The organism is Streptococcus sp. A69, assembly GCF_058556195.1.
The window spans coordinates 21,828-45,431 of record NZ_JBZUJU010000008.1; the positions used below are offsets into that span (position 1 = coordinate 21,828).

Sequence of the window (23,604 nt, forward strand, 5' to 3'; positions counted from 1 at the left end):
AACAATTTAGACTATATGTCTAAAAAATATTTTTTTATCTTGTAATTTAGATTTTTTAATGTATAATCTATTATATCAAAAATTTAGACAATATGTTTAAAAAAGGAGGAAATATGTTTAAAGAATGGAAAGCAATTTTTAAAAAACCGACATTCATTATTGTAATGATAGGAATTTCTCTTATTCCAGCTTTATACAATATCATATTTTTATCGTCAATGTGGGATCCATATGGTAAAGTATCGGAGTTACCTGTAGCAGTTGTTAATAATGATAAGGAAGCTTCTTATAATGGACAGACAATGACAATAGGTGAAGACATGGTGTCTAATTTAAAAGAAAATAAGACTTTAGATTTTCATTTTGTCAATGAAGAAGAGGGGAAAAAGGGGCTAGATGATGGCGAATACTATATGGTAGTAACTTTACCAAGTGACTTATCTGAAAAAGCTACTTCAATCCTAACAAATCACCCTGAACAGATGCAAATTGATTATCAAACTTCAAGTGGCCGTAGCTTTATTGCAAGTAAGATGAGTGATTCTGCAATGACACAATTAAAACAAACCGTCTCTACGAATGTAACTGAAACATATACTAAGGCACTATTTCAAAAAATGAGTGACTTGAAGTCTGGGATAAATAAAGCAGCTGATGGAAGTGAACAACTGGCTGATGGGACTAATCAGTTAGCAAAAGGAAGTCAAACATTGACGGCAAATCTTAATACTCTAGCTAACTCAAGTGTAACTTTTTCAAATGGAGCTGATCAATTTACAAAAGGCATGTCTGCTTATGTATTTGCCATAGAGCAATTACATCTTGGTTTAGGGGCTTTTAATAGTGGTTTACAAAGTTATACAAATGCCGTTTCACAAGTTGACACTGGACTTAGTCAATTATCTTCAAAAACTCCTGAGTTGGTGACAGGTATAAATCAGCTAAATACGGGCATAAAATCTTACACAGGTGGCGTTTCACAACTGGATGCAGGTCTCAGTCAATTTTCAGTTGGTGTAAATGCTTATGCAAGTAGTGTAGAAAAACTTTCCAGCGGAACGAGTCAATTATCTAACCAATCAGATACACTAAGAGATGGAATAGAGCAATTAAATACTGGTATTAAAGAAATTTCAAGTCAATTGGAGTCCTCATCTCAACAGAATGAACAAATAACTCAATTGGCGACTAGTCTAGGGGAACTGAATAAAATACTACAAGCTCTTACGATATCAGATACTACTCAACTGAAAAGTACATTATCAGAAGCTTTGCCAAATCTAACAACTCTTGCACAGGATATTGTGACTAATAGTCAAGCAGAGCAAGAGAAAACTCTTACAAATCTTCAAGCAACAGCAACTTATCAATCTCTCACTGAAACTCAGAAAAAAGAATTGACTGAAGCTGTTTCAAATAATTCTAATTCTACGATAGAGTCAGCAAAAGCAATTTTAACGACGGCAGGAGATTTAAAAGAAAATTTAGAAAGTATAAACCAACCAGTCTCTAATCTTTCTACTTTACAGACTAAAGCAAATCAACTTTTACCTATAGCGTCTAGTTCCTTGACATCTATGTCAAGTGGATTTACACAGTTGCAAAATGCTGTAGATAATCAGTTAGTTCCCGGAAGTCAATCAATTGAAAATGGAGTTAATGCGTATACTAAAGGATTAGATACTATTTCTTTAGGTGTAAATCAACTAAGTGAAAAGAATACAACTTTAACAACAAGTTTGGATCAATTGGTTTCTGGCTCAACCAAGTTGACAGAAAACTCTTCAAAATTGACAACTGGTTTGGATACTCTAGCTGGGAAAACTCCAGAATTAGTAACAGGTATTGAAAAACTATCATCTGGTTCTGCTCAATTGAATAATAAGAGTCCAGAGCTAATAGCAGGTCTTACTAAATTACAATTTGGCTCTGGTCAATTAACAGATAAATCAACACAGTTACTTTCTGCAGCATCCCAACTAGGAAGTGGCGCTATGAAGATTGCAGATGGTGCTGGAAAACTAGCAGATGGTGGAACAACTTTAACCTCTAGTCTTGAAGATTTACAAACAGGAGTTGATTCATTAGGACAAGGATTAGGCAATGCTAATAATCAACTCAAATCAGCTTCGACAGAATCTAAAAATGCAGAAACATTATCTGAACCTCTAGTTCTCTCAAAAACAGACAATGACCAAGTTCCTGTAAATGGGATTGCCATGGCTCCTTATATGATATCAGTTGCTCTTTTTGTTGCTGCTATATCTACCAATATGATTTTTGCGAAGTTGCCTTCTGGACGTCATCCAGAGAGCCGTTGGGCTTGGTTGAAGTCTCGCTCTGAAATAAATGGGATTATAGCTGTCTTAGCAGGTGTTTTAGTTTATGGAGGTGTCCATCTTATCGGATTGACTGCGAACCATGAGATGAGGACCTTGATTCTAATTATAATCACAAGTTTAGCTTTCATGTCTATGGTTACAGCTTTAACAACTTGGAATAGCCGTATAGGAGCTTTCTTCTCTCTTATTTTACTTTTATTACAGTTAGCATCAAGTGCAGGGACTTATCCACTTGCTTTGACAAATGATTTCTTTAAAACTGTCAATCCATGGTTACCAATGAGTTACTCAGTATCAGGCTTACGACAAACAATCTCTATGACAGGAAATATTCATCATCAAGTAATTTTCCTTATTATAACTCTAGCCTTCTTTACTGTTTTAGGTATGCTGGCTTATCAACCTAAGAAGATGCAAGAGGATTAAAAAGATTGACCAAGAAATTGGTCAATCTTTTTCTGTCTTAGATAAATTTCGTCTGTGATTATAGATCCCAAAAAGAAGAAGGGCAGTTACTGAGCAGACTGCTCCAATAACAAAACCATTGGGAATAAAGGAAAGTGTAATGGTGCCTTTTCCCTTTGGGACATCAACTTTCATAAAACCAGTTTGAGCCTGCTTGATTTCAAGTTTTTCCCCATCTTGGTATGCAGACCAACCTTTGTCATAAGGTATAGTGAAGAAAATAGAAGTATCTTGTTTGACTTCATATGTAGCAAAGACTTTATTTTTAGAGGTGGATACTTCTATAGGTTGTTCTTTAATTTTTTGGATTGCTTCAGTAAGAGCCTGAGTATCTAAACGATAGAAGGTTGGAGATTCAAATGACACCTGAGAATTTCCAGGGAAACTAACACTGATATTGAAAGTTTTTTGTTCTTCAGTATAACCCAAATTAAAGAAATTAAATGCATTGTCAGTTGTAAAAGTCTTTTTTTCACCGTTGACAATGATGTCAACTTTCTTTTGCTTGTCGTTTGTAAAATGAAGATTTGAAAAAGAGAGATAGACTTGGCTATTTTGAGGAACCTCAATTTGATAATCAATCTTTGCATCTTCATTCGCAGAACCTGTGATGCTCGATAAACCTTCAGAATTATCTGTTTTATCATATGCTATTTGGGAGAAGTAATCTAAGTTGAGATTAGCAAGCTGGTTTATAAATAAAGCCTGATTATCTAGAGTATGATTATTAAAGTTTACATCGGTGTAAATAGATTGAGTGGCAAAGGCAATGGGTAAAGAGAGTTGATTTTTATATAAGGTTAAATGATCCTTTTGATAAATCTCTTGAAAGCCATACTTATCAAGTGAAGTTTCAGAAATATTGTACTGGATTCCAAATAAACTGTCTGCTAAAAGACTGTTATTTGCATAACGGAGATTGAGGTTGGTTCCAGAGGATTTGAATCCAAGTTTATCTAAACTAGTGCTAGCTGAACGATTTCGTACAGACGAGAATTGAGAGATTCCATTGTAATTAAATTTCATACTGTCATTTCCTGTCTGGATTTGCAGTTTTTCAGTACGTGTAAATGGATTGTCAATTTGGTTTATAATGGATTCCATAGCGGTGATATCTCTATTATAGGCGCTACGAGAAGCAAAGGCCCATTCTTTAGCTATTCCTTCCATTTGAGATGAAGCATTTAAGCTTATCTCAAATGTTATAAATAAAGACAAAAGAATTGCAAATAGATTTACAGAGATAAATTTTCTAATGACTGCAAGAAGTAAAAGAGCATAAACTAGTAGAAATTCAAGGGTGAGTAGGATATTCAAATCTGTTAAAAAAGAATAGTGTGATTTAAAGTATACAGTAGCCAAAAATCCTGCTAGTACAAGAAACAGTGAGAGAAATAGATTCCATAGCTTCAGTTCTTTCAGACGATTTAAGACCTCTGCTGCAGTATAAATTAACAGAGTAGAAAAAATCCAAGCATAGCGATGTAAAAACATATTTGGAGTATGCATCCCCTGCCAAAATAAATCAAGTGCCTCTATGTAAAAGCTTGTTATTAAAAAAGTGAAGAAGATTGCATAGATAAGTTTCACGTGAAACCTTATGGATTTTATTGTGAAAAATAGAATGGTTAAAATAAAAGGAAGCAATCCAACAAAAATCATTGGGATAGATCCATACTTAGTTGTATCAAAAGATCCAATGAATTGTTTTGCGAAAATATCCAGATACCAACTACTATCTGTCTTTAATTTTGTGATGGCAGTTAACTTCTCCCCATGAGTTTGTAAATCAAACAGTGTAGGAAGAGTCATAATCAAACTAGCCATTCCTGCTAAAAAGGAGGTAACAACAAAATCAAGAAAAGATGATTTTCGAGTTTTAAAGTCCCAAGAAATTTGGCAGATATACCAGAAAATTAGAAACAATGCTGTCATATATCCAAAATAATAATTTTGAATAAATAAGATTGACAAACTTGTAAAGTATAGTAGGCGCTTCTTTTGTGTTATAAGTAGGTGTAAACCAGTTATAATTAAAGGAATCAAGATAAAAACATCTAGCCAGGTTTTAATCTCTAACTGACTGACAGTGAAGCTCATTAAAGCATAGGAAGTAGATAAAGCCAGTTTTAAAAATTTTGGGATATCTTTAAATAATCTATTTAGACTAAAGAAAGTTGACAGACCAATCAATCCAAATTTTAAGAGAGTCGTTAGATAAACAGCATCTGGCATATTCGACAGATTAAAAAAGTAAACCAGAGGTGAAAGAAAGCTACCCAAGTAATAACTAGATAGAGCATAGAAATTCAGTCCGAGGCCACTTGTAAAGGTGTAAAACAGACTACCATTTCCATGTAGGATGTTTCGTAAAGCCACATCGAAAATAACGTATTGATGGAAACCATCTCCTAATAGTGGAGATGTATCACTATTCCAATAGATACCTTGAGTTAGGTATACTCCTGTCATAATCACTACAGGAATGATAAAAGAAACAAAATAGGCCCAATATGTTTTAAAAAATGATTTCATGTTACCTCGTAGAATGATAGAAAACTCAGTTGGCTATCCCAACTGAGTTTTGAAGTCTTATTTAGTCTTTCCAAAGTTCTTTAACTTTTGCTTGTACTTCTGCATTTTCTAGGAATTCATCGTAGGTTTCATCAATACGATCGATGACGCCATTCTTAGACAAAACAATGATGTGGTTTGCCAAAGTTTGGATAAACTCGTGGTCATGACTGGCAAAGATGATTGATTCTTTAAAGTTTTTCAATCCATCGTTCAAGCTTGAAATAGATTCCAAGTCCAAGTGATTTGTTGGATCATCAAGTACAAGGACATTTGATTTCAAGAGCATGAGTTTTGAAAGCATGACACGTACTTTTTCTCCCCCTGACAAGACGTTTACAGGTTTGTTAACCTCATCTCCAGAAAAGAGCATACGACCAAGGAAACCACGTAGGAAGGTATTGTCATCTTCTTCTTTACTTGCAAATTGACGCAACCAGTCAAGGATTGACTCTCCTCCTGCAAAATCAGCCGAGTTGTCTTTTGGCAAGTAAGAACGGCTAGTAGTAACTCCCCACTTGATGGTTCCTTCATAGTCGATGTCACCCATAATTGCACGAATTAATGCAGTCGTTTGGATGTCATTTTGTCCAATAAGAGCTGTCTTATCACCTGGACGCAAGATGAAACTAATATTGTTTAGGATAGTTTCGCCATCAATCTTTACAGTTAAATTTTCTACTGTCAAGAGATCATTACCAATCTCACGTTCTGCTTTAAAGTTGATAAATGGATATTTACGACTAGATGGCACAATCTCTTCTAATTCAATCTTGTCAAGCATTTTTTTACGAGACGTTGCTTGTCTTGACTTAGAAGCGTTGGCAGAGAAGCGAGCAACGAATTCTTGCAATTGCTTAATTTTTTCTTCTGCCTTGGCATTACGGTCTGCTAGCAATTTAGCAGCAAGCTCAGAAGATTCCTTCCAGAAGTCGTAGTTTCCGACATAGAGTTTGATTTTTCCAAAGTCAAGGTCGGCCATATGAGTACATACTTTGTTTAAGAAGTGGCGGTCATGGGATACAACGATAACGGTGTTATCAAAGTCAATCAAGAAGTCTTCTAGCCAAGTAATAGACTGGATATCCAAACCGTTGGTTGGCTCGTCCAAAAGAAGGACGTCTGGTTTACCAAATAGAGCTTTAGCAAGGAGAACCTTCACCTTGTCACCATTGGCCAATTCGCTCATGTTTTGATAGTGCAATTCTTCTGGAATGTTTAGGTTTTGAAGTAATTGAGACGCTTCACTTTCTGCCTCCCAACCTCCAAGTTCGGCAAATTCACCTTCGAGTTCGGCTGCACGAACACCATCTTCATCGGAAAAATCTTCCTTCATATAAATAGCATCTTTCTCCTTCATGATGCTATAAAGTTTTTCATTTCCCATAATGACGACATCAATGACACGCTCATCTTCATAGTCAAAATGATTTTGACGGAGAACAGAGAGACGTTCATCTGGACCAAGAGAGATGTGACCAGTTGTTGGCTCAATATCACCAGCCAAGATTTTTAAGAATGTAGACTTCCCAGCACCATTAGCACCAATTAATCCGTATGTATTTCCTTCTGTAAATTTGATATTGACATCATCAAAAAGTTTGCGATCACTAAAACGTAGTGAAACATCAGATACTGTAAGCAATGTTTTTCTCCTATAATATGTAATACATTTATTCTACTAGAAAAGAGAGAAATATTCAAATTTTTGTTTGTCAATTTTATGTCAATTAAATTTACAACTTTGTTTACAGCGTATTGGCTATTTGATTTAAAAAATTTTCTGTTATTTTAACAAAAAAATGCTATAATTGAAGGGACCATTTCGAAGGAGAAAAAAAATGACGAAACCCATTATTTTAACAGGAGATCGCCCAACAGGGAAATTGCATATTGGACATTATGTTGGAAGTCTCAAAAATAGAGTATTACTGCAGGAAGAAGACAAGTATGAGATGTTTGTTTTTTTGGCGGACCAACAAGCATTGACAGATCACGCCAAAGATCCTCAAACGATTGTAGAATCAATTGGGAATGTTGCCTTGGATTATCTAGCAGTTGGATTGGATCCAAGCAAATCAACTATCTTTATTCAAAGCCAGATTCCAGAGTTGGCTGAACTATCTATGTACTATATGAATTTGGTTTCACTAGCTCGTTTGGAGCGCAATCCTACGGTGAAAACAGAGATTGCTCAGAAAGGGTTTGGAGAAAGTATTCCGACAGGATTTTTGGTTTATCCAATTGCGCAAGCAGCAGATATTACTGCCTTCAAGGCTAATTATGTTCCTGTAGGGACAGATCAGAAACCAATGATTGAACAAACTCGTGAGATTGTTCGTTCCTTTAAAAATGCATATAACTGTGATGTCTTAGTGGAGCCAGAAGGGATATATCCAGAAAATGAGAGAGCAGGACGCTTGCCTGGTCTAGATGGAAATGCTAAAATGTCTAAATCCCTTAATAATGGTATTTATCTAGCAGATGATGCGGATACGTTGCGTAAAAAAGTCATGAGTATGTATACTGATCCGGACCATATTCGAGTAGAGGATCCAGGTAAGATTGAAGGAAACATGGTTTTCCATTATCTAGATGTGTTTGGTCGTCCAGAAGATGCTCAAGAAATTGCGGATATGAAAGAACATTATCAACGTGGTGGTCTTGGTGACGTGAAGACGAAACGTTATCTACTTGAAATATTAGAACGCGAACTTGGTCCTATTCGTAAGCGCCGTATCGAATTTGCTCAGGATATGGGAGAAGTGTATAATATGCTTCAAAAAGGAAGCGAAAAAGCTCGTGAGGTTGCAGGGCAAACTCTATCTGAAGTTAAGGGAGCAATGGGACTAAATTATTTTAAATAATAGATAAAATATGAATCGTAAAACTATCTCTTCCATAGAATAACAGGGATAGTTTTTTTATGTTTTCTGCTATAAATATAATTGACAAATTTCCATAGAATGGTATGATAGATACAATACAAAAAGAGCCAAGCTCAAAAAGAAAGAAAAGAGGAAACTTCAATGTCTAATTGGGACACTAAATTTTTGAAAAAAGGTTTTACCTTTGATGATGTATTGCTCATTCCAGCAGAAAGTCATGTGTTGCCTAATGATGCAGATTTAACAACAAAATTGGCAGATAATCTGACTTTAAATATCCCAATTATAACAGCCGCCATGGATACAGTCACAGAGAGTCAAATGGCTATTGCCATTGCTCGTGCAGGTGGTCTTGGAGTAATCCATAAAAATATGTCTATTGCGCAACAGGCAGATGAAGTTCGCAAGGTAAAACGTTCTGAAAATGGTGTCATTATTGATCCATTCTTTTTGACTCCAGAACACACGATTGCTGAAGCAGATGAGCTTATGGGGCGTTACCGTATCAGTGGTGTTCCAGTTGTTGAGACACTTGAAAATCGTAAATTAGTTGGTATTTTAACAAATCGAGATCTTCGTTTTATTTCAGATTATAACCAACCAATCTCAAACCATATGACTAGTGAAAATCTTGTGACTGCTCCTGTGGGTACAGATCTTGCAACAGCTGAGAGCATTCTTCAAGAACACCGTATTGAAAAACTTCCTTTAGTAGATGAAGAAGGTCGTCTTTCTGGTTTGATTACTATCAAAGATATTGAAAAGGTTATTGAGTTTCCAAATGCTGCTAAAGATGAGTTTGGTCGTCTTCTAGTTGCAGGTGCAGTAGGTGTTACTTCAGATACATTTGAACGTGCAGAGGCACTTTTTGAGGCAGGGGCGGATGCGATTGTTATTGATACTGCACATGGTCATTCTGCAGGTGTCTTGCGTAAAATTGCTGAGATTCGTGCTCACTTCCCAGATCGTACTTTGATTGCTGGAAATATTGCTACTGCTGAGGGAGCGCGTGCTCTTTACGAAGCAGGTGTAGATGTTGTCAAAGTTGGAATTGGACCAGGTTCTATCTGTACCACTCGTGTGATTGCAGGTGTTGGTGTACCACAAGTGACAGCAATCTATGATGCTGCAGCTGTTGCGCGTGAATATGGAAAAACGATCATTGCTGACGGTGGAATCAAGTATTCTGGAGATATTGTAAAAGCCCTTGCTGCAGGTGGAAATGCTGTTATGCTTGGATCAATGTTTGCTGGAACAGACGAAGCACCAGGTGAAACTGAAATCTTCCAAGGACGTAAATTCAAGACTTATCGTGGTATGGGATCAATCGCAGCAATGAAGAAAGGTTCAAGCGATCGTTACTTCCAAGGTTCTGTCAATGAAGCAAACAAACTTGTTCCAGAAGGAATTGAAGGTCGTGTTGCTTATAAAGGAGCGGCAGCTGATATTGTCTTCCAAATGATTGGTGGTATCCGCTCTGGTATGGGTTACTGTGGTGCAGCTAACCTTAAAGAACTACACGATAATGCTCAATTTATTGAAATGTCTGGTGCTGGTTTGAAAGAAAGCCACCCTCATGATGTACAAATTACTAATGAGGCACCAAATTATTCTATGTAAAAGAGATAAAAAGAGCTCCCGTGAAAATAGGAGTTCTTTTACAATATTGTCAATTTTAGTTTACAGCAACTTTACCATCCTGAATAGTGAAGATACTTAGATTTTCTGGTAGGTTTTGAAGATGGTCTAAGCTTGTTGTTGTGATAAAGGTTTGGATTGACTGAGAAATCGTTTCTAATAATTTTAGTTGTCTAGTGTTGTCAAGCTCGCTCATAACATCGTCAAGCAATAATATCGGGGATTCTGTAGTAATACTTTCCATTAGTTCGATTTCTGCTAATTTTATAGACAGGACGAGACTACGATGTTGGCCTTGACTTCCAAAACTAGCATCCATCCCATTTATATAAAAAGAAATATCATCTCGATGAGGACCAACACCAGTATTCTTTTTAAATAAATCTCTGGATCTACTTTTTTCTAAAGCGATTTTAAAAGAATTCGTTAGCTGTTCTTCATCAGTGAAGTTGACAGATGATTGATAAAATATTGACAACTCTTCTAATTGATTTGAAATTTCTAAGTGTTTTTTTTGACCAAATTTCTCTAAGTCTTTAATGAATTTTATCCGATGCTTTATGACGCGACAACCGTATTCTACTAACTGATCATCTAAGACTGACAGAAATGTTTCGTCAATCTTTTGGCTGGATTTTAGGTAAGTATTTCTTTGCTTGAGTATATGGTTATAGTTTGACAAGTCTGACAAGTAGATTGGTTTAATTTGTCCCAGTTCAATGTCTATAAATTTTCGACGAACAGAGGGCGCTCCTTTAATTAACTGGAGATCTTCAGGTGCAAAGAGGACCACATTCATATGTCCGATATAGTCTGAGAGGCGAGCTTGCTTTAAGTGATTGACTTTAGTTACGCGCCCTTTTGGTGTTAAATCAATTTCTAGAGGAATAGAGCTCGTTTTTTTCTGTAGCAAGCCAGAAAGATGGAGTTGCTCGTTATCAAAATGAATGAGATTTTTATCTGTACGAGTCCGATGACTACGTGTCAAGGCTAAGAAATAGATTGCTTCTAGAATATTGGTTTTTCCTTGTGCATTTTGACCTAGAAAGACATTTAATTTTGGATTGAAATCAATTTTTGCCTCTTTATAGTTTCGAAAGGTTTTAATTGTTAAATGTTGGAGCCACATGGTTATCTTCCTGGAAAACGTGGAGCTTGTTTGGTTTTAGGTGATAAAGTAGTTTTTTGTTTTTCTTTCTTTACACCTTTATTCATATCTTTGACAAGTTTAGCAATCCGCTCTTTTTCAATTTTATCTGCTTGGTATTCTTCTTGCTCTTTTAAACTTGGTTGTGTTAATGTGATGTCAATCTTTAAATCAGGGATGTCAATTATATCTCCTATACGGATCTTTTTCCCACGTCTAGTTTCTAATTCACCATTAAAGTAAACTTGATGTTCCATCAAAAAGGATTTAATAGCACCACCGCTTTGTATAATTCCAAGCTCTTTTAGGAGCGCTTGGAGCGTAATAAATTCTTCAAATAATTTGTATTCCATAATTCACCTCAATCTATGGTATTATACCATATTTCTTAGAATTAAGTGAGCGAAATCACTGAAAATGAAAACGATTTTTCTTTTAAAAGCGATAAAGAGAATAAGAAATATTTTCCTTTTCGTGATATAATAGAACTCTATATGTAAGGAGGTAAGGTATGGAGTTAGTGCCTGGAATTTCAGCACATTTTGTTCAATCCAAAAAGTTTAAAACAAATAAAATCACTGTTCGTTTTACTGCTCCCTTATCTCTTGAGACAGTAGCAGGACGCATGTTAAGTGTGAGTATGTTGGAGACTGCCAATAAAGCTTACCCAACTTCTCAAGCTTTTCGTAGATATTTAGCAAGTTTGTATGGGGCAGATATTTCTACGAGTGCTTATCGTAGGGGACAGGCACATGTTCTTGACTTAACCTTTACCTATGTACGAGATGAGTTTTTGAGTAAAAAAAATGTCTTGACTTCTCGAATTTTGGAATTGGTGAAACAGACTTTATTTGCCCCCTTAGCTCTAGATGGAGCTTTTGAGCCAACCTTGTTTGAAATTGAAAAAAAGCAATTATTGGCTAACTTAGCTACTGATATGGATGATTCATTTTATTTTGCTCATAAGGAGTTGGATAGCTTGTTCTTTCATGATGAGCGTCTTCAATTGAGATACAGTGATTTACGAAATAGCATTTCAAATGAGTCTCCTGAAAGTAGCTATACTTGCTTTCAAGATGCTTTGAAAAATGATCGAATTGATTTCTTTTTCTTAGGTGATTTTAATGAAGTAGAAATTACAGAATCGCTGAAGTCATTGTCCTTTACAGCTAGAAAGAGCGATATTTCCATCCAGTACTATCAGTCTTATTCGAATGTTCTACAAGAAGGAATGGTTCAGAGGAATGTAGGACAATCTGTTTTGGAAATGGGCTATCATTCTCCTGTAAAATATGGTGATGATCAGCATCTGCCTATGCTTATTATGAATGGTTTGTTGGGTGAATTTGCACATTCGAAACTCTTTACAAACGTTCGTGAGAACGCTGGGATAGCCTATACTGTCTCTAGTCAATTGGATTTGTTTAGTGGTTTGTTAAGGATGTATGCAGGTATCGATAGAGAAAATCGGAATCAAGCTAGAAAAATGATGAATCATCAGTTGATGGATTTGAAAAAGGGCAACTTTACAGATTTTGAGCTTGATCAAACCAAGGAGATGATTCGAAGATCTTTATTGATTGCTCAAGATAGTCAGCATACCCTAGTTGAAAGACTCTATTTATCTGTACTATTTGGAAAAGCGACTTTTGATATTGATCGGATGTTGGAAAGATTAGAGAGTGTCGATAAAGAAGCTGTATGTAAAGCTGCCAACAGTTTGAAGTTACAAGCGATTTACTTTATGGAAGGAGTAGAATGACGAGGGTTACTTTTGAAGAAAAATACTATCCTGCTGTAAAGGAAACAGTCTACAAAACACAATTGTCAAATGGATTGACAGTTTCTTTACTCCCTAAACAAGATTTCAATGAGGTTTATGGGATTGTAACGGTTCAATTTGGTTCCGTAGATGCAACTTATACAAGTTTAGACAAAGGTTTACGTCATCACCCAGCAGGAATTGCCCATTTTCTTGAACATAAATTGTTTGAAAGAGAAAATTCTGAGGATATGATGGCAGCTTTTACTCGATTAGGTGCAGACAGTAATGCCTTTACAAGCTTTACTAAGACCAGCTATCTTTTTTCAACAATTGACCATCTATTAGAGAATTTAGATTTGCTAAATGAGTTAGTCGGAGATGTTCATTTTACAGAAGAGTCTGTTTTGAGAGAACAGGATATTATCCAGCAAGAACGAGAAATGTATCAAGACGATCCAGACTCACGCTTGTTTTTTGCAACATTAGCCAACCTTTATCCTGATACTCCTCTAGCAACAGATATTGTTGGAAGTGAAAAATCAATTTCTAAGATTCAAGTTTCAAATTTAAAAGAGAATTTTACAGACTTTTACAAACCTGTCAACATGTCACTGTTTTTAGTTGGGAATATTGATGTAAAAGTTGTTGAGGAATACTTTTCGAAAAGGGAAAATAAGATTTTAGAACAGTATACAGTTTCAAAAGAGCAACTACCTTTGCAACCTGTAAAGCAAACAGATAGCCTTCGGATGGAAGTTTCTTTACCAAAACTTGCTGTTGCTATTAGAGGTAATGGTAAAATAACAGAAGTGGAGTCTTATCGTTACAATATTTTATTGAAATTGCTATTTACGATGATGTTTGGTTGGACCTCGGATCGTTTTCAAAAGTTATACGAGACAGGGAAGTTAGATGCGTCATTGTCACTAGAGGTTGAGGTAAATAGTCGCTTTCATTTTGTGATATTGACGATGGATACCAAAGAACCTGTTTCTTTGTCGCACCAATTTCGGAAAGCGATTCGTCAGTTTAGTAGTGATGCAGATATTACAGAGGAGCATCTCGATCTTGTTAAGAGTGAGATGTTTGGAGAATTTTTCAGTAGTATGAATTCTTTGGAATTTATTGCAACTCAATACGATCCTATGGATCGAGGAGAAACAATTTTTGATTTTCCGAAAATTTTACAGGAAATTACTTTGGAAGATGTTCTTGAAGCTGGGCATCGTTTGATTGATGATGGCGATCTAGTTGATTTTACAATTTTTCCGGCTTAAAAGATGACTAACACTAGAAAGAAGGAATGGTACGTATGAGAAAAAAAACAATTGGTGAGGTTCTGCGTTTAGCTAGAATTAACCAAGGATTGAGTTTAGAAGAATTGCAGGAAAAAACTGAAATTCAGTTGAATTTTCTAGAAGCAATGGAGGCGGATGATTTCGATCAACTTCCTAGCACTTTTTACGCTCGTTCTTTTTTAAGAAAATATGCTTGGGCAGTAGAGTTAGATGAAAGAATTGTCTTGGATGCCTATGATTCAGGTAGTATGATCACCTATGAAGAGGTCGATGTTGATGAAGAAGCTCTGTCTGGTCGTAGACGGTCAAATAAGAAAAAAACGTCTTATCTCCCTTTGTTTTATTTTGTGCTATTTGCTTTATCAATTTTAATTTTTGTGACTTACTATGTTTGGAACTACATCCAAACTCAGCCAAGTCCTTCGTCAGCTAATTATAGTGTTGTGAGTTCAACTAGTTCCACAACCTCATCTAGTTCATCTTCTAGTAGTCAGACGTCTAGCTCGTCTTCTACTACGGAATCAACTATTACAGTGTCAGGCGAAGGAAACCGCATTGAAGCTCGGTATAAAACGAGTAAGGAAATCGCTACGGTTCAGCTGACTGTTTCGAATGCAACTAGCTGGGTAAGTGTTTCAGGAAGTGAACTTGAAGGTGGTGTGACCTTGTCATCAGACAATAAAAACGCAAAAACAACAGTTTCGACGAAAGAACCTGTGACGATTACTTTGGGTGTGGTAAAGGGAGTTACTGTGACTGTGGACAATCAAACGATTGATACTTCGAAGCTGACAACTCAGACTGGAACTGTAACACTTACATTTACTACAGATTAAGGAAAAATCAATGAAAAAAGAACAAATTCCTAATGTATTAACTATTGGTAGAATTCTCTTTATACCTCTCTTTATTCTTATTTTGACTTTGGGCCATTCACAAGGCAGTCATTTGCTAGCAGCTATCATCTTTGCAGTTGCTAGTGTAACGGATTATCTTGATGGCTACCTTGCTCGTAAATGGAATGTAGTCAGCAATTTTGGAAAATTTGCTGATCCGATGGCTGATAAGCTGTTGGTTATGTCAGCTTTTATCATGTTGATTGAGTTAGGTATGGCTCCAGCTTGGGTTGTTGCTATTATCATCTGTCGTGAACTTGCGGTGACAGGCTTGCGCTTGTTGCTTGTTGAGACGGGAGGGACAGTTCTAGCAGCAGCGATGCCAGGGAAAATCAAGACCTTTAGTCAGATGTTTGCCATTATCTTTTTGCTCTTACATTGGAATTTAATTGGTCAGCTGTTGCTTTATATCGCTTTGTTTTTCACTATCTACTCTGGTTATGATTATTTCAAGGGTAGCGCTCATGTATTCAAAGGGACATTTGGTTCGAAATGAAATCGATTATTGAAGTAAAAGATCTGTCTTTTCGTTATAAGGAAGACCAGGATCATTATGACGTTAATAATGTCTCGTTTCACGTGAAACGGGGAGAATGGCTTTCGATTGTAGGTCATAATGGGAGTGGAAAATCGACAACTATCCGTTTGATTGATGGTTTGCTTGAAGCAGAGTCTGGGGAAATCTGGATAGATGGCCAACTGCTGTCCTCTGAGAACGTTTGGGACTTACGCCGTCAAATTGGTATGGTTTTTCAAAATCCAGATAACCAATTTGTGGGGGCAACTGTTGAAGATGATGTCGCCTTTGGTTTAGAAAATCAGGGACTTCCTCGTGAAGAAATGAAGAAGAGAGTGACTGAATCTTTGGAGTTGGTGGGGATGCTGAACTTTAAGAAGAGAGAACCAGCTCGTTTATCTGGTGGCCAAAAACAACGTGTGGCCATTGCAGGAGTTGTTGCCCTGAGGCCAGCTATTTTAATTCTAGATGAGGCTACAAGTATGTTGGACCCCAAGGGACGAAGAGAACTGATTCAGACAGTTCAAGAGATTCGAAAAGACCATCAGATGACAGTCGTCTCCATTACACATGACTTGGAAGAAGTTGCGATGAGTGACCGTGTCTTGGTCATGAAAAAAGGCCAAGTGGAGTCAACCAGCAGCCCAAGAGAACTTTTTTCTCGGGATGACCTTGACCAGATAGGGTTGGATGAACCTTTTACTAATCAATTGAGAGAATCTTTGAGAGAGACTGGTTATCAGTTGCCGGATGGCTATTTGACAGAAGGAGAGCTAGAGGAAAAGTTATGGGAATTACTCTAGAAAATGTGAGCTTTACCTATCAAGAGGGAACTCCCCTATCTTCATCAGCCTTGACTGATGTTTCTTTGACGATTGAGGATGGTTCCTATACAGCTTTAGTAGGGCACACAGGTAGTGGAAAATCAACGATTTTACAGCTTTTAAATGGCCTATTGGTACCAAGTAAGGGTTCTGTTCAAGTTTTTGATACTGTCATTACCCCTACATCAACCAATAAAGAAATTCGCCAGATTCGAAAGCAAGTCGGTCTAGTGTTTCAATTTGCTGAAAATCAGATTTTCGAAGAGACTGTTTTAAAAGATGTTGCGTTTGGACCACAAAATTTTGGAGTTTCTGAGGAAGAAGCACAGAAAATTGCGCGTGAAAAGTTAGCCTTGGTGGGCATTGATGAGTCACTCTTTGAGAGGAGTCCATTTGAACTTTCGGGTGGTCAGATGAGACGTGTGGCCATTGCAGGGATACTAGCGATGGAGCCTACTGTCTTGGTTTTGGATGAGCCAACAGCTGGACTAGATCCTTTGGGCAGAAAAGAATTGATGACCCTGTTTAAAAAACTTCACCTTGCTGGAATGACAATCGTACTGGTAACGCATTTGATGGATGATGTAGCTGCATATGCTGATAAGGTCTATGTTATGGAGAAGGGGTGTTTGGTCAAAAGTGGCAAACCAAGTGATGTCTTCCAAGATGTTGCCTCTATGGAAAATGTACAGTTAGGTGTGCCTAAAATCACAGCCTTTTGTAAACGTTTGGCAGATAGAGGTGTAGCTTTTAAAAAACTGCCAATCAAGATAGAGGAGTTTAAGGAGTCGCTAAATGGATAGTATGATTTTAGGGCGTTATATACCGGGGGATTCCATCATTCATCGCTTGGATCCGCGTAGTAAATTGCTCGCTATGATTCTGTTGATTTTGATTGTATTTTGGGCTAATAATCCCCTCACCAATCTCATTCTTTTTGTAGCGACAGGTATATTTATCGCTTTGTCGGGCGTTTCCCTCTCATTTTTTGTTCAGGGATTGAAATCCATGTTTTTCTTAATTGCTTTTACGACTCTATTTCAACTCTTTTTCATTTCAAGTGGAAATGTCTTATTTGAGTTTTCTTTTATAAGAATAACGGATTATGCTTTGCAACAAGCTGGGATCATTTTCTGTCGTTTTGTGTTGATTATTTTCTTTTCAACTTTGCTAACGTTAACGACCATGCCTTTGAGTTTGGCAGCTGCAGTTGAATCTCTCTTAGCGCCTCTAAAACGCGTGAAAGTTCCTGTTCATGAAATTGGTCTCATGTTATCAATGAGTTTGCGTTTTGTTCCAACCTTGATGGATGACACGACGCGAATTATGAATGCTCAAAAAGCGCGTGGGGTTGACTTTGGCGAAGGTAGCATCGTTCAAAAAGTAAAGGCTATGATTCCGATTTTAATTCCTCTTTTTGCTACTAGTTTAAAACGTGCAGATTCATTGGCAATAGCCATGGAAGCGCGTGGTTATCAGGGAGGAAAGGGTAGAAGTCAGTATAGACAGTTGAGATGGAGTCAAAAGGATACACTGGCGATTCTTGTGATTCTGGTGCTGGGATGTTTCTTATTTTTCTTAAAATCTTAGCAGGTTTGTAGGATTGATAAGAAGCTCACAGTAGCAGATTTTTAGTATAAAGGTAGGAATATGAACCGTTTTAAAAAATCAAAATATCTAATCATCGTTTTTGTCACAGTTCTCGCAGTTTCTGTACTATTAGTGACAACTTATTCAAGTGCTATTGTGACGAAACTAGGAGATGGGATCTCTTTAGTGGATAGAATTGTCCAAAAACCCTTTCAGTGGTTTGACGATTTCAAATCGGATTTGGACCATTTGACGCAGACTTATAATGAAAATGAAAGCTTAAAAAAGCAACTCTACAAACTAGAAGTGGAGTCTAATCAATCAGAAAGTTTAAAAACTGAAAATGAACAACTACGTCAGTTGCTGGATATGAAGTCAAAATTGCAGGCTACAAAAAATTTAGCAGCAGATGTGATTACGCGCTCACCGGTATTTTGGAAGCAAGAGTTAACGATAGATGTAGGAAGTTCAAAGGGTGCTTCTGAAAATATGTTGGCCATTGCAAACGGGGGGTTGATTGGTAGTGTTTCAAAAGTAGAGGAGCATTCAACAACAATCAACTTGCTGACAAACACTGAAAATTCCGACAAAATTTCAGTTAAAATCTTGCATGGTTCTACTGAAATTTACGGAATCATCGTTGGTTATGACAAGGAAACCGAACTGCTTAAAATTAATCAATTAAATAGTAACAGCGACATTAGCACCGGAGACAAGGTGACTACAGGGGGACTCGGAAACTTCAATGTTAAGGATATTCCTATTGGGGAGGTTGTTGCCACAACTCATAGCAGTGATTATCTAACACGAGAGGTGACAGTAAAGTTAAGTGCTGATACTAAAGATCTTCATGTGGTAGAGTTAGTGGGGAATTAGCAATGAGACTGTTAAAACAAGTTGGTATTTTCTTTTTACTTCCTTTTCTTGTGCTAATTGATGCACATATTGGTCAATTAGTAGAATCCTTTTATCCACATTTTCACTTAGCCAGTCATTTTCTGTTTTTATTTCTCTTGTTTGAGACAATCGAAGTGTCAGAGTATCTCTATCTAGCTTATTGCTGTATAGTAGGTTTGGTGTACGATATCTATTTTTTCCACTTGATAGGAATTGCGACACTTTTATTTATCTTGATAGGTGCCTCACTTCACAAGTTTAATAGTGTGACTTTGTTGAACCGTTGGACGAGAATGTTAACAATAGTTGTGATGAGCTTCCTATTTGATATGGGTAGTTATCTCCTGGCCCTTGCTATGGGACTGACAGTAGAATCAATGCCAGTTTTCATTGTCTACAGTCTTGTCCCATCAATGATTTTAAACTTTTTGTGGATGGTGATTTTCCAGTATATTTTTGAAAAATATTATCTATAAGAAAGAAATAAAAATGTAACAAAGGCGTAATATTTATTATGTCTTTTTCTGGTATACTAGTAATGTCTTAAATAGAAGGAGTATCTACACAATATGAAGAAAAAAATCTTAGCGTCACTTTTATTAAGTACAGTATTGGTTTCACAAGCAGCGGTATTAACAACTGTTCACGCTGAAACAACTGATGAAAAAATTGCTGCTCAAGATAGTAAGATTAGTGACTTGACAGCTCAACAAAAAGAAGCTCAACAACAGGTAGATGAAATCCAAACGCAAGTTACAGCTATTCAAACACAGCAAGCAAACTTGCAAGCTGAAAATGAAACACTACAAGCGGAATCTAAAAAACTTGAAGGAGAAATTACAGAGCTCTCTAAGAATATTGTTGCTCGTAATGAATCTTTGGAAAAACAAGCACGTAGCGCACAAACAAACGGTGCTGCAACTAGCTATATCAACACAATTGTAAATTCAAAATCAATTACAGAAGCTATTTCCCGTGTTGCGGCTATGAGCGAGATTGTATCGGCTAACAACAAAATGTTAGAGCAACAAAAAGCTGATAAAAAATCAATCTCAGAAAAACAAGTCGCAAATAATGAAGCAATCAATACTGTCATTGCGAACCAACAAACGCTTGCTGACGATGCACAGACATTGACAACAAAACAGGCGGAATTAAAAGTTGCTGAGTTAAACCTTGCTGCAGAGAAAGCTACTGCAGAAGGCGAGAAAGCTACTTTGTTGGAACAAAAAGCAGCAGCTGAAGCAGAAGCAAAAGCAGCAGCTGAAGCAGAGGCAGCTTATAAAGCACGTCAAACAAGTCAACAAGAATCAGTTGTTGCTTCTGGAAACACAAGTTTCTCAGCTCAAGTGCAAGCAACATCAACGTCAGCATCAGCATCTGACGACGAGGACTCAAGCTACACTCCAGCACCTACTCCGACTCCTACTAGACAACGTCCAACATACAGCTCAAATGCATCAAGTTACCCAACTGGTGAATGTACTTGGGGAGCTAAAACATTGGCACCTTGGGCTGGAGACTATTGGGGTAACGGAGCTCAGTGGGCAACAAGTGCTGCAGCAGCAGGATTCCGTACAGGATCAACCCCACAAGTTGGTGCGATTGCATGTTGGAATGATGGTGGTTATGGGCACGTAGCGGTTGTTACAGCAGTTTCATCATCAACTCGTATTCAAGTGTCAGAATCAAACTACGGTGGAGATCGTACAATCGGAAACAAACGTGGATGGTTCAACCCAACTACAACTTCTGAAGGTTACGTAACATACATCTATCCAAACTAATAAACCAAATACAGAGGCTCGATTTTGAGTCTCTTTTCTTTTTTTAATTTTAAGTTAGACCAAAAACTAGCAAAAATACTTGAAAATATTGATAAAATGTGGTAGAATGAAACTTGTCGTGTAAACGATAATACTCATTCTTGATGAATTGTGAAACTGTTGCCCTTGGGTCGTTTTGCAAGTTGAAATCGAGGAGAGGAAAAAACAAAAAGGAGAAATACTCATGGCAGTAATTTCAATGAAACAACTTCTTGAGGCTGGTGTACACTTTGGTCACCAAACTCGTCGCTGGAACCCTAAGATGGCTAAGTACATCTTCACTGAGCGTAACGGAATCCACGTAATCGACTTGCAACAAACTGTAAAATACGCTGACCAAGCTTACGACTTTATGCGTGATGCGGCAGCTAACGATGCAGTTGTATTGTTCGTTGGTACTAAGAAACAAGCTGCTGACGCTGTTAAAGAAGAAGCAGAACGTTCAGGTCAATACTACATCAACCACCGTTGGTTGGGTGGAACTCTTACCAACTGGGGAACTATCCAAAAACGTATTGCTCGTTTGAAAGAAATTAAACGTATGGAAGAGGAAGGAATCTTTGACGTTCTTCCTAAGAAAGAAGTTGCACTTCTTAACAAACAACGTGCACGTCTTGAAAAATTCTTGGGTGGTATCGAAGACATGCCTCGTATCCCAGATGTAATGTACGTAGTTGACCCACATAAAGAACAAATCGCTGTTAAAGAAGCTAAAAAATTGGGAATCCCAGTTGTAGCGATGGTTGACACAAACACTGATCCAGACGATATCGATGTAATCATCCCAGCTAACGATGACGCTATCCGCGCGGTTAAATTGATCACAGCTAAATTGGCTGACGCTATCATCGAAGGTCGTCAAGGTGAAGACGCGACAGCAGTTGAAGCTGAATTTGCAGCTTCAGAAGCTCAAGCTGACTCAATCGAAGAAATCGTTGAAGTTGTAGAAGGCGACAACGCTTAATTCAAATAAGTAATCATTACCTAGGAGGGCAGGGCTTAGCCCGGCTCTCCTATTTTAAAAAATATAGGAGAATCAAAATGGCAGAAATTACAGCTAAACTTGTTAAAGAGTTGCGTGAAAAATCTGGTGCTGGTGTTATGGATGCTAAGAAAGCATTGGTTGAAGTTGAAGGTGATATCGAAAAAGCAATCGAATTGCTTCGCGAAAAAGGTATGGCTAAGGCAGCTAAGAAAGCTGACCGTGTTGCAGCTGAAGGTTTGACTGGTGTATTTGTTAACGGTAACGTTGCAGCAGTAGTTGAAGTAAATGCTGAAACGGACTTCGTTGCGAAAAATGCTCAATTCGTTGACTTGGTAAACGCTACAGCTAAAGTAATTGCTGAAGGAAAACCAGCTAACAATGAAGAAGCTCTTGCTTTGACAATGCCTTCAGGTGAAACTCTTGAAGCAGCATATGTATCTGCAACAGCGACTATCGGTGAAAAAATCTCATTCCGTCGTTTTGCTTTGCTTGAAAAAACAGATGCACAACACTTTGGAGCATACCAACACAATGGTGGACGTATCGGTGTTATTTCTGTCATCGAAGGTGGAGATGAAGCACTTGCTAAACAAATCTCAATGCATATCGCTGCGATGAAACCAACAGTTCTTTCTTACAAAGAATTGGATGAGCAGTTCGTTAAAGATGAATTGGCACAATTGAACCACGTGATTGACCAAGATAACGATAGCCGTGCAATGGTTGGTAAACCAGCTCTTCCACACTTGAAATATGGATCAAAAGCTCAATTGACTGATGAAGTGATTGCTCAAGCTGAGGAAGATATCAAAGCTGAATTGGTTGCAGAAGGCAAACCAGAAAAAATCTGGGACAAAATCATCCCAGGTAAAATGGATCGCTTCATGCTTGACAACACTAAAGTTGACCAAGCATACACACTTCTTGCACAAGTATACATCATGGATGACAGCAAGACGGTTGAAGCCTACCTTGATTCAGTTAACGCTTCAGTAGTTGAGTTCGCTCGCTTTGAAGTTGGTGAAGGTATCGAAAAAGCTGCAAATGATTTTGAAGCTGAAGTTGCAGCTACAATGGCAGCAGCTTTGAATAACTAAAGAATCTGAAACAAAATAGTTCTCAGCCACAAAAAAGCTAGAGGTTTCCAATTGAGAAACTGAACTGCACCCCAAAAGTTAGACAGAAAAAATCTAACTTTTGGGGTGTTTTTACTATGAAATTAACTTATGATGATAAAGTTCAGATCTATGAACTTAGAAAACAAGGATATAGCTTAGAGCAGCTTTCAAATAAATTTGGGATAAACAATTCTAATCTTAGGTACATGATTAAATTGATTGATTGTTACGGAATAGAATTCGTCAAAAAAGGAAAAAATCGTTACTATTCCCCAGAATTAAAACAAGAAATGATTGATAAAGTTTTACATGAAAACTGGTCTCAAGATAGAGTTTCTCTCAAATATGCTCTCCCAAATCGTGGTATGCTTCCAAATTGGCTGGCGCAATACAAGAAAAACGGGTATACTATTGTTGAGAAAATAAGAGGGAGACCAGCTAAAATGGGACGTAAACGAAAGAAAACTTGGGAAGAAATGACAGAATTAGAACGACTCCAGGAGGAGAATGAACGCTTACGGACTGAGGTGGCCTACCTAAAAAAGTTAAAAGAGTTAGAGGAAAGGGACGAAGCCCTAGAGCGAGAAAGGCAGAAACAGTTAGAGAAATGGCTTCAGGAGGATTTCGACTAGATTTACTTCTTGAAACAGCACGTTTAGCTCGCCCAACTTACTATTATCAGTTGAAACAACTGGATGGGGTTGATAAAGATAAAGAGCTTAAAACCGAAATTCAGACTATTTATAATGACCATAAAGGAAATTATGGCTATCGCCGAGTTACTCTCGAACTCAGAAATCGTGGTTTTGTAGTGAATCATAAGAAAGTTCAACG

At 37.3% G+C, this 23,604-nt stretch carries 19 protein-coding genes and 1 pseudogene; 16 read left to right on the forward strand and 4 right to left on the reverse strand.

Annotation, left to right across the window (positions count from 1 at the left end):
* Nucleotides 1-113 precede the first annotated feature (113 nt).
* Complete coding sequence (locus AC4ME5_RS09530) at nt 114-2,768, forward strand: YhgE/Pip family protein (RefSeq protein ID WP_491800582.1); 2,655 nt, start codon at nt 114-116, stop codon at nt 2,766-2,768.
* A 21-nt stretch (nt 2,769-2,789) separates the two neighbouring features.
* Here AC4ME5_RS09530 and AC4ME5_RS09535 read toward each other — a convergent pair whose 3' ends face one another.
* Both AC4ME5_RS09535 and AC4ME5_RS09540 read right to left on the reverse strand, forming a co-directional pair.
* Complete coding sequence (locus AC4ME5_RS09535; RefSeq protein WP_491800583.1) at nt 2,790-5,342, reverse strand: YfhO family protein; 2,553 nt, start codon at nt 5,340-5,342, stop codon at nt 2,790-2,792.
* Nucleotides 5,343-5,403: 61 nt separating this feature from the next.
* Nucleotides 5,404-7,026 carry an ATP-binding cassette domain-containing protein gene (locus AC4ME5_RS09540; RefSeq protein WP_491800584.1) on the reverse strand — a complete coding sequence of 541 codons (1,623 nt, stop codon included), beginning with the start codon at nt 7,024-7,026 and terminating at the stop codon, nt 5,404-5,406.
* Nucleotides 7,027-7,222: 196 nt separating this feature from the next.
* Here AC4ME5_RS09540 and trpS point away from each other — a divergent pair, with 196 nt between their 5' ends.
* Nucleotides 7,223-8,248 (forward strand): tryptophan--tRNA ligase, encoded by a 1,026-nt coding sequence (gene trpS, locus AC4ME5_RS09545; RefSeq protein ID WP_491800585.1) that lies wholly within the window; start codon nt 7,223-7,225, stop codon nt 8,246-8,248.
* 162 nt (nt 8,249-8,410) lie between these two features.
* Complete coding sequence (gene guaB, locus AC4ME5_RS09550; protein WP_000073418.1) at nt 8,411-9,889, forward strand: IMP dehydrogenase; 1,479 nt, start codon at nt 8,411-8,413, stop codon at nt 9,887-9,889.
* 55 nt (nt 9,890-9,944) lie between these two features.
* Here the strand turns inward: guaB and recF are convergent, their stop codons facing one another.
* Both recF and yaaA read right to left on the reverse strand, forming a co-directional pair.
* Nucleotides 9,945-11,036, reverse strand: coding sequence for a DNA replication/repair protein RecF (gene recF / locus AC4ME5_RS09555; protein ID WP_491800586.1), 1,092 nt, complete (start codon nt 11,034-11,036; stop codon nt 9,945-9,947).
* Nucleotides 11,037-11,038: 2 nt separating this feature from the next.
* Nucleotides 11,039-11,407 carry a S4 domain-containing protein YaaA gene (yaaA, locus tag AC4ME5_RS09560; protein ID WP_061588637.1) on the reverse strand — a complete coding sequence of 123 codons (369 nt, stop codon included), beginning with the start codon at nt 11,405-11,407 and terminating at the stop codon, nt 11,039-11,041.
* Between the two features lie 158 nt (nt 11,408-11,565).
* On the opposite strand from yaaA, the gene yfmF reads away from it, so the two are divergent.
* The 13 genes and pseudogenes from yfmF to AC4ME5_RS09625 form a co-directional block, all read left to right on the forward strand.
* Nucleotides 11,566-12,816 carry an EF-P 5-aminopentanol modification-associated protein YfmF gene (gene yfmF / locus AC4ME5_RS09565; protein ID WP_061588638.1) on the forward strand — a complete coding sequence of 417 codons (1,251 nt, stop codon included), beginning with the start codon at nt 11,566-11,568 and terminating at the stop codon, nt 12,814-12,816.
* Complete coding sequence (gene yfmH, locus AC4ME5_RS09570) at nt 12,813-14,096, forward strand: EF-P 5-aminopentanol modification-associated protein YfmH (protein WP_491800587.1); 1,284 nt, start codon at nt 12,813-12,815, stop codon at nt 14,094-14,096. Before yfmF ends, yfmH begins: the two co-directional genes overlap by 4 nt.
* Before the next feature lie 35 nt (nt 14,097-14,131).
* On the forward strand, nt 14,132-14,953 hold the full coding sequence (rodZ, locus tag AC4ME5_RS09575; protein WP_045618152.1) for a cytoskeleton protein RodZ: 822 nt from the start codon (nt 14,132-14,134) through the stop codon (nt 14,951-14,953).
* 10 nt (nt 14,954-14,963) lie between these two features.
* Complete coding sequence (gene pgsA, locus AC4ME5_RS09580; RefSeq protein WP_042903077.1) at nt 14,964-15,509, forward strand: CDP-diacylglycerol--glycerol-3-phosphate 3-phosphatidyltransferase; 546 nt, start codon at nt 14,964-14,966, stop codon at nt 15,507-15,509.
* The gene (locus tag AC4ME5_RS09585; RefSeq protein WP_045618151.1) at nt 15,506-16,333 is read left to right on the forward strand and encodes an energy-coupling factor ABC transporter ATP-binding protein; all 828 of its coding nucleotides are present in this window, start codon (nt 15,506-15,508) and stop codon (nt 16,331-16,333) included. The genes pgsA and AC4ME5_RS09585 overlap by 4 nt, the downstream gene beginning before the upstream one ends.
* Nucleotides 16,318-17,157, forward strand: coding sequence for an energy-coupling factor transporter ATPase (locus AC4ME5_RS09590; RefSeq protein WP_045618150.1), 840 nt, complete (start codon nt 16,318-16,320; stop codon nt 17,155-17,157). Before AC4ME5_RS09585 ends, AC4ME5_RS09590 begins: the two co-directional genes overlap by 16 nt.
* The gene (locus AC4ME5_RS09595) at nt 17,150-17,944 is read left to right on the forward strand and encodes an energy-coupling factor transporter transmembrane component T family protein (RefSeq protein ID WP_045618149.1); all 795 of its coding nucleotides are present in this window, start codon (nt 17,150-17,152) and stop codon (nt 17,942-17,944) included. The genes AC4ME5_RS09590 and AC4ME5_RS09595 overlap by 8 nt, the downstream gene beginning before the upstream one ends.
* 60 nt (nt 17,945-18,004) lie before the next feature.
* Nucleotides 18,005-18,820, forward strand: a complete 816-nt coding sequence (gene mreC / locus AC4ME5_RS09600; RefSeq protein ID WP_061588640.1) for a rod shape-determining protein MreC — start codon at nt 18,005-18,007, stop codon at nt 18,818-18,820.
* A gap of 2 nt (nt 18,821-18,822) precedes the next feature.
* The gene (gene mreD / locus AC4ME5_RS09605) at nt 18,823-19,317 is read left to right on the forward strand and encodes a rod shape-determining protein MreD (RefSeq protein ID WP_045618147.1); all 495 of its coding nucleotides are present in this window, start codon (nt 18,823-18,825) and stop codon (nt 19,315-19,317) included.
* Between the two features lie 93 nt (nt 19,318-19,410).
* The gene (gene pcsB / locus AC4ME5_RS09610; RefSeq protein ID WP_045618146.1) at nt 19,411-20,628 is read left to right on the forward strand and encodes a peptidoglycan hydrolase PcsB; all 1,218 of its coding nucleotides are present in this window, start codon (nt 19,411-19,413) and stop codon (nt 20,626-20,628) included.
* 223 nt (nt 20,629-20,851) lie between these two features.
* Entirely contained in the window at nt 20,852-21,631 is a 780-nt protein-coding gene (gene rpsB, locus AC4ME5_RS09615) for a 30S ribosomal protein S2 (protein WP_000268477.1), read from the forward strand.
* Between the two features lie 77 nt (nt 21,632-21,708).
* A complete protein-coding gene (gene tsf / locus AC4ME5_RS09620) occupies nt 21,709-22,749 on the forward strand; it encodes a translation elongation factor Ts (RefSeq protein WP_045618145.1) in 1,041 nt (346 codons plus the stop codon).
* Nucleotides 22,750-22,865: 116 nt separating this feature from the next.
* Nucleotides 22,866-23,604 (forward strand): annotated as a pseudogene (locus tag AC4ME5_RS09625) (IS3 family transposase); the annotation flags it as partial.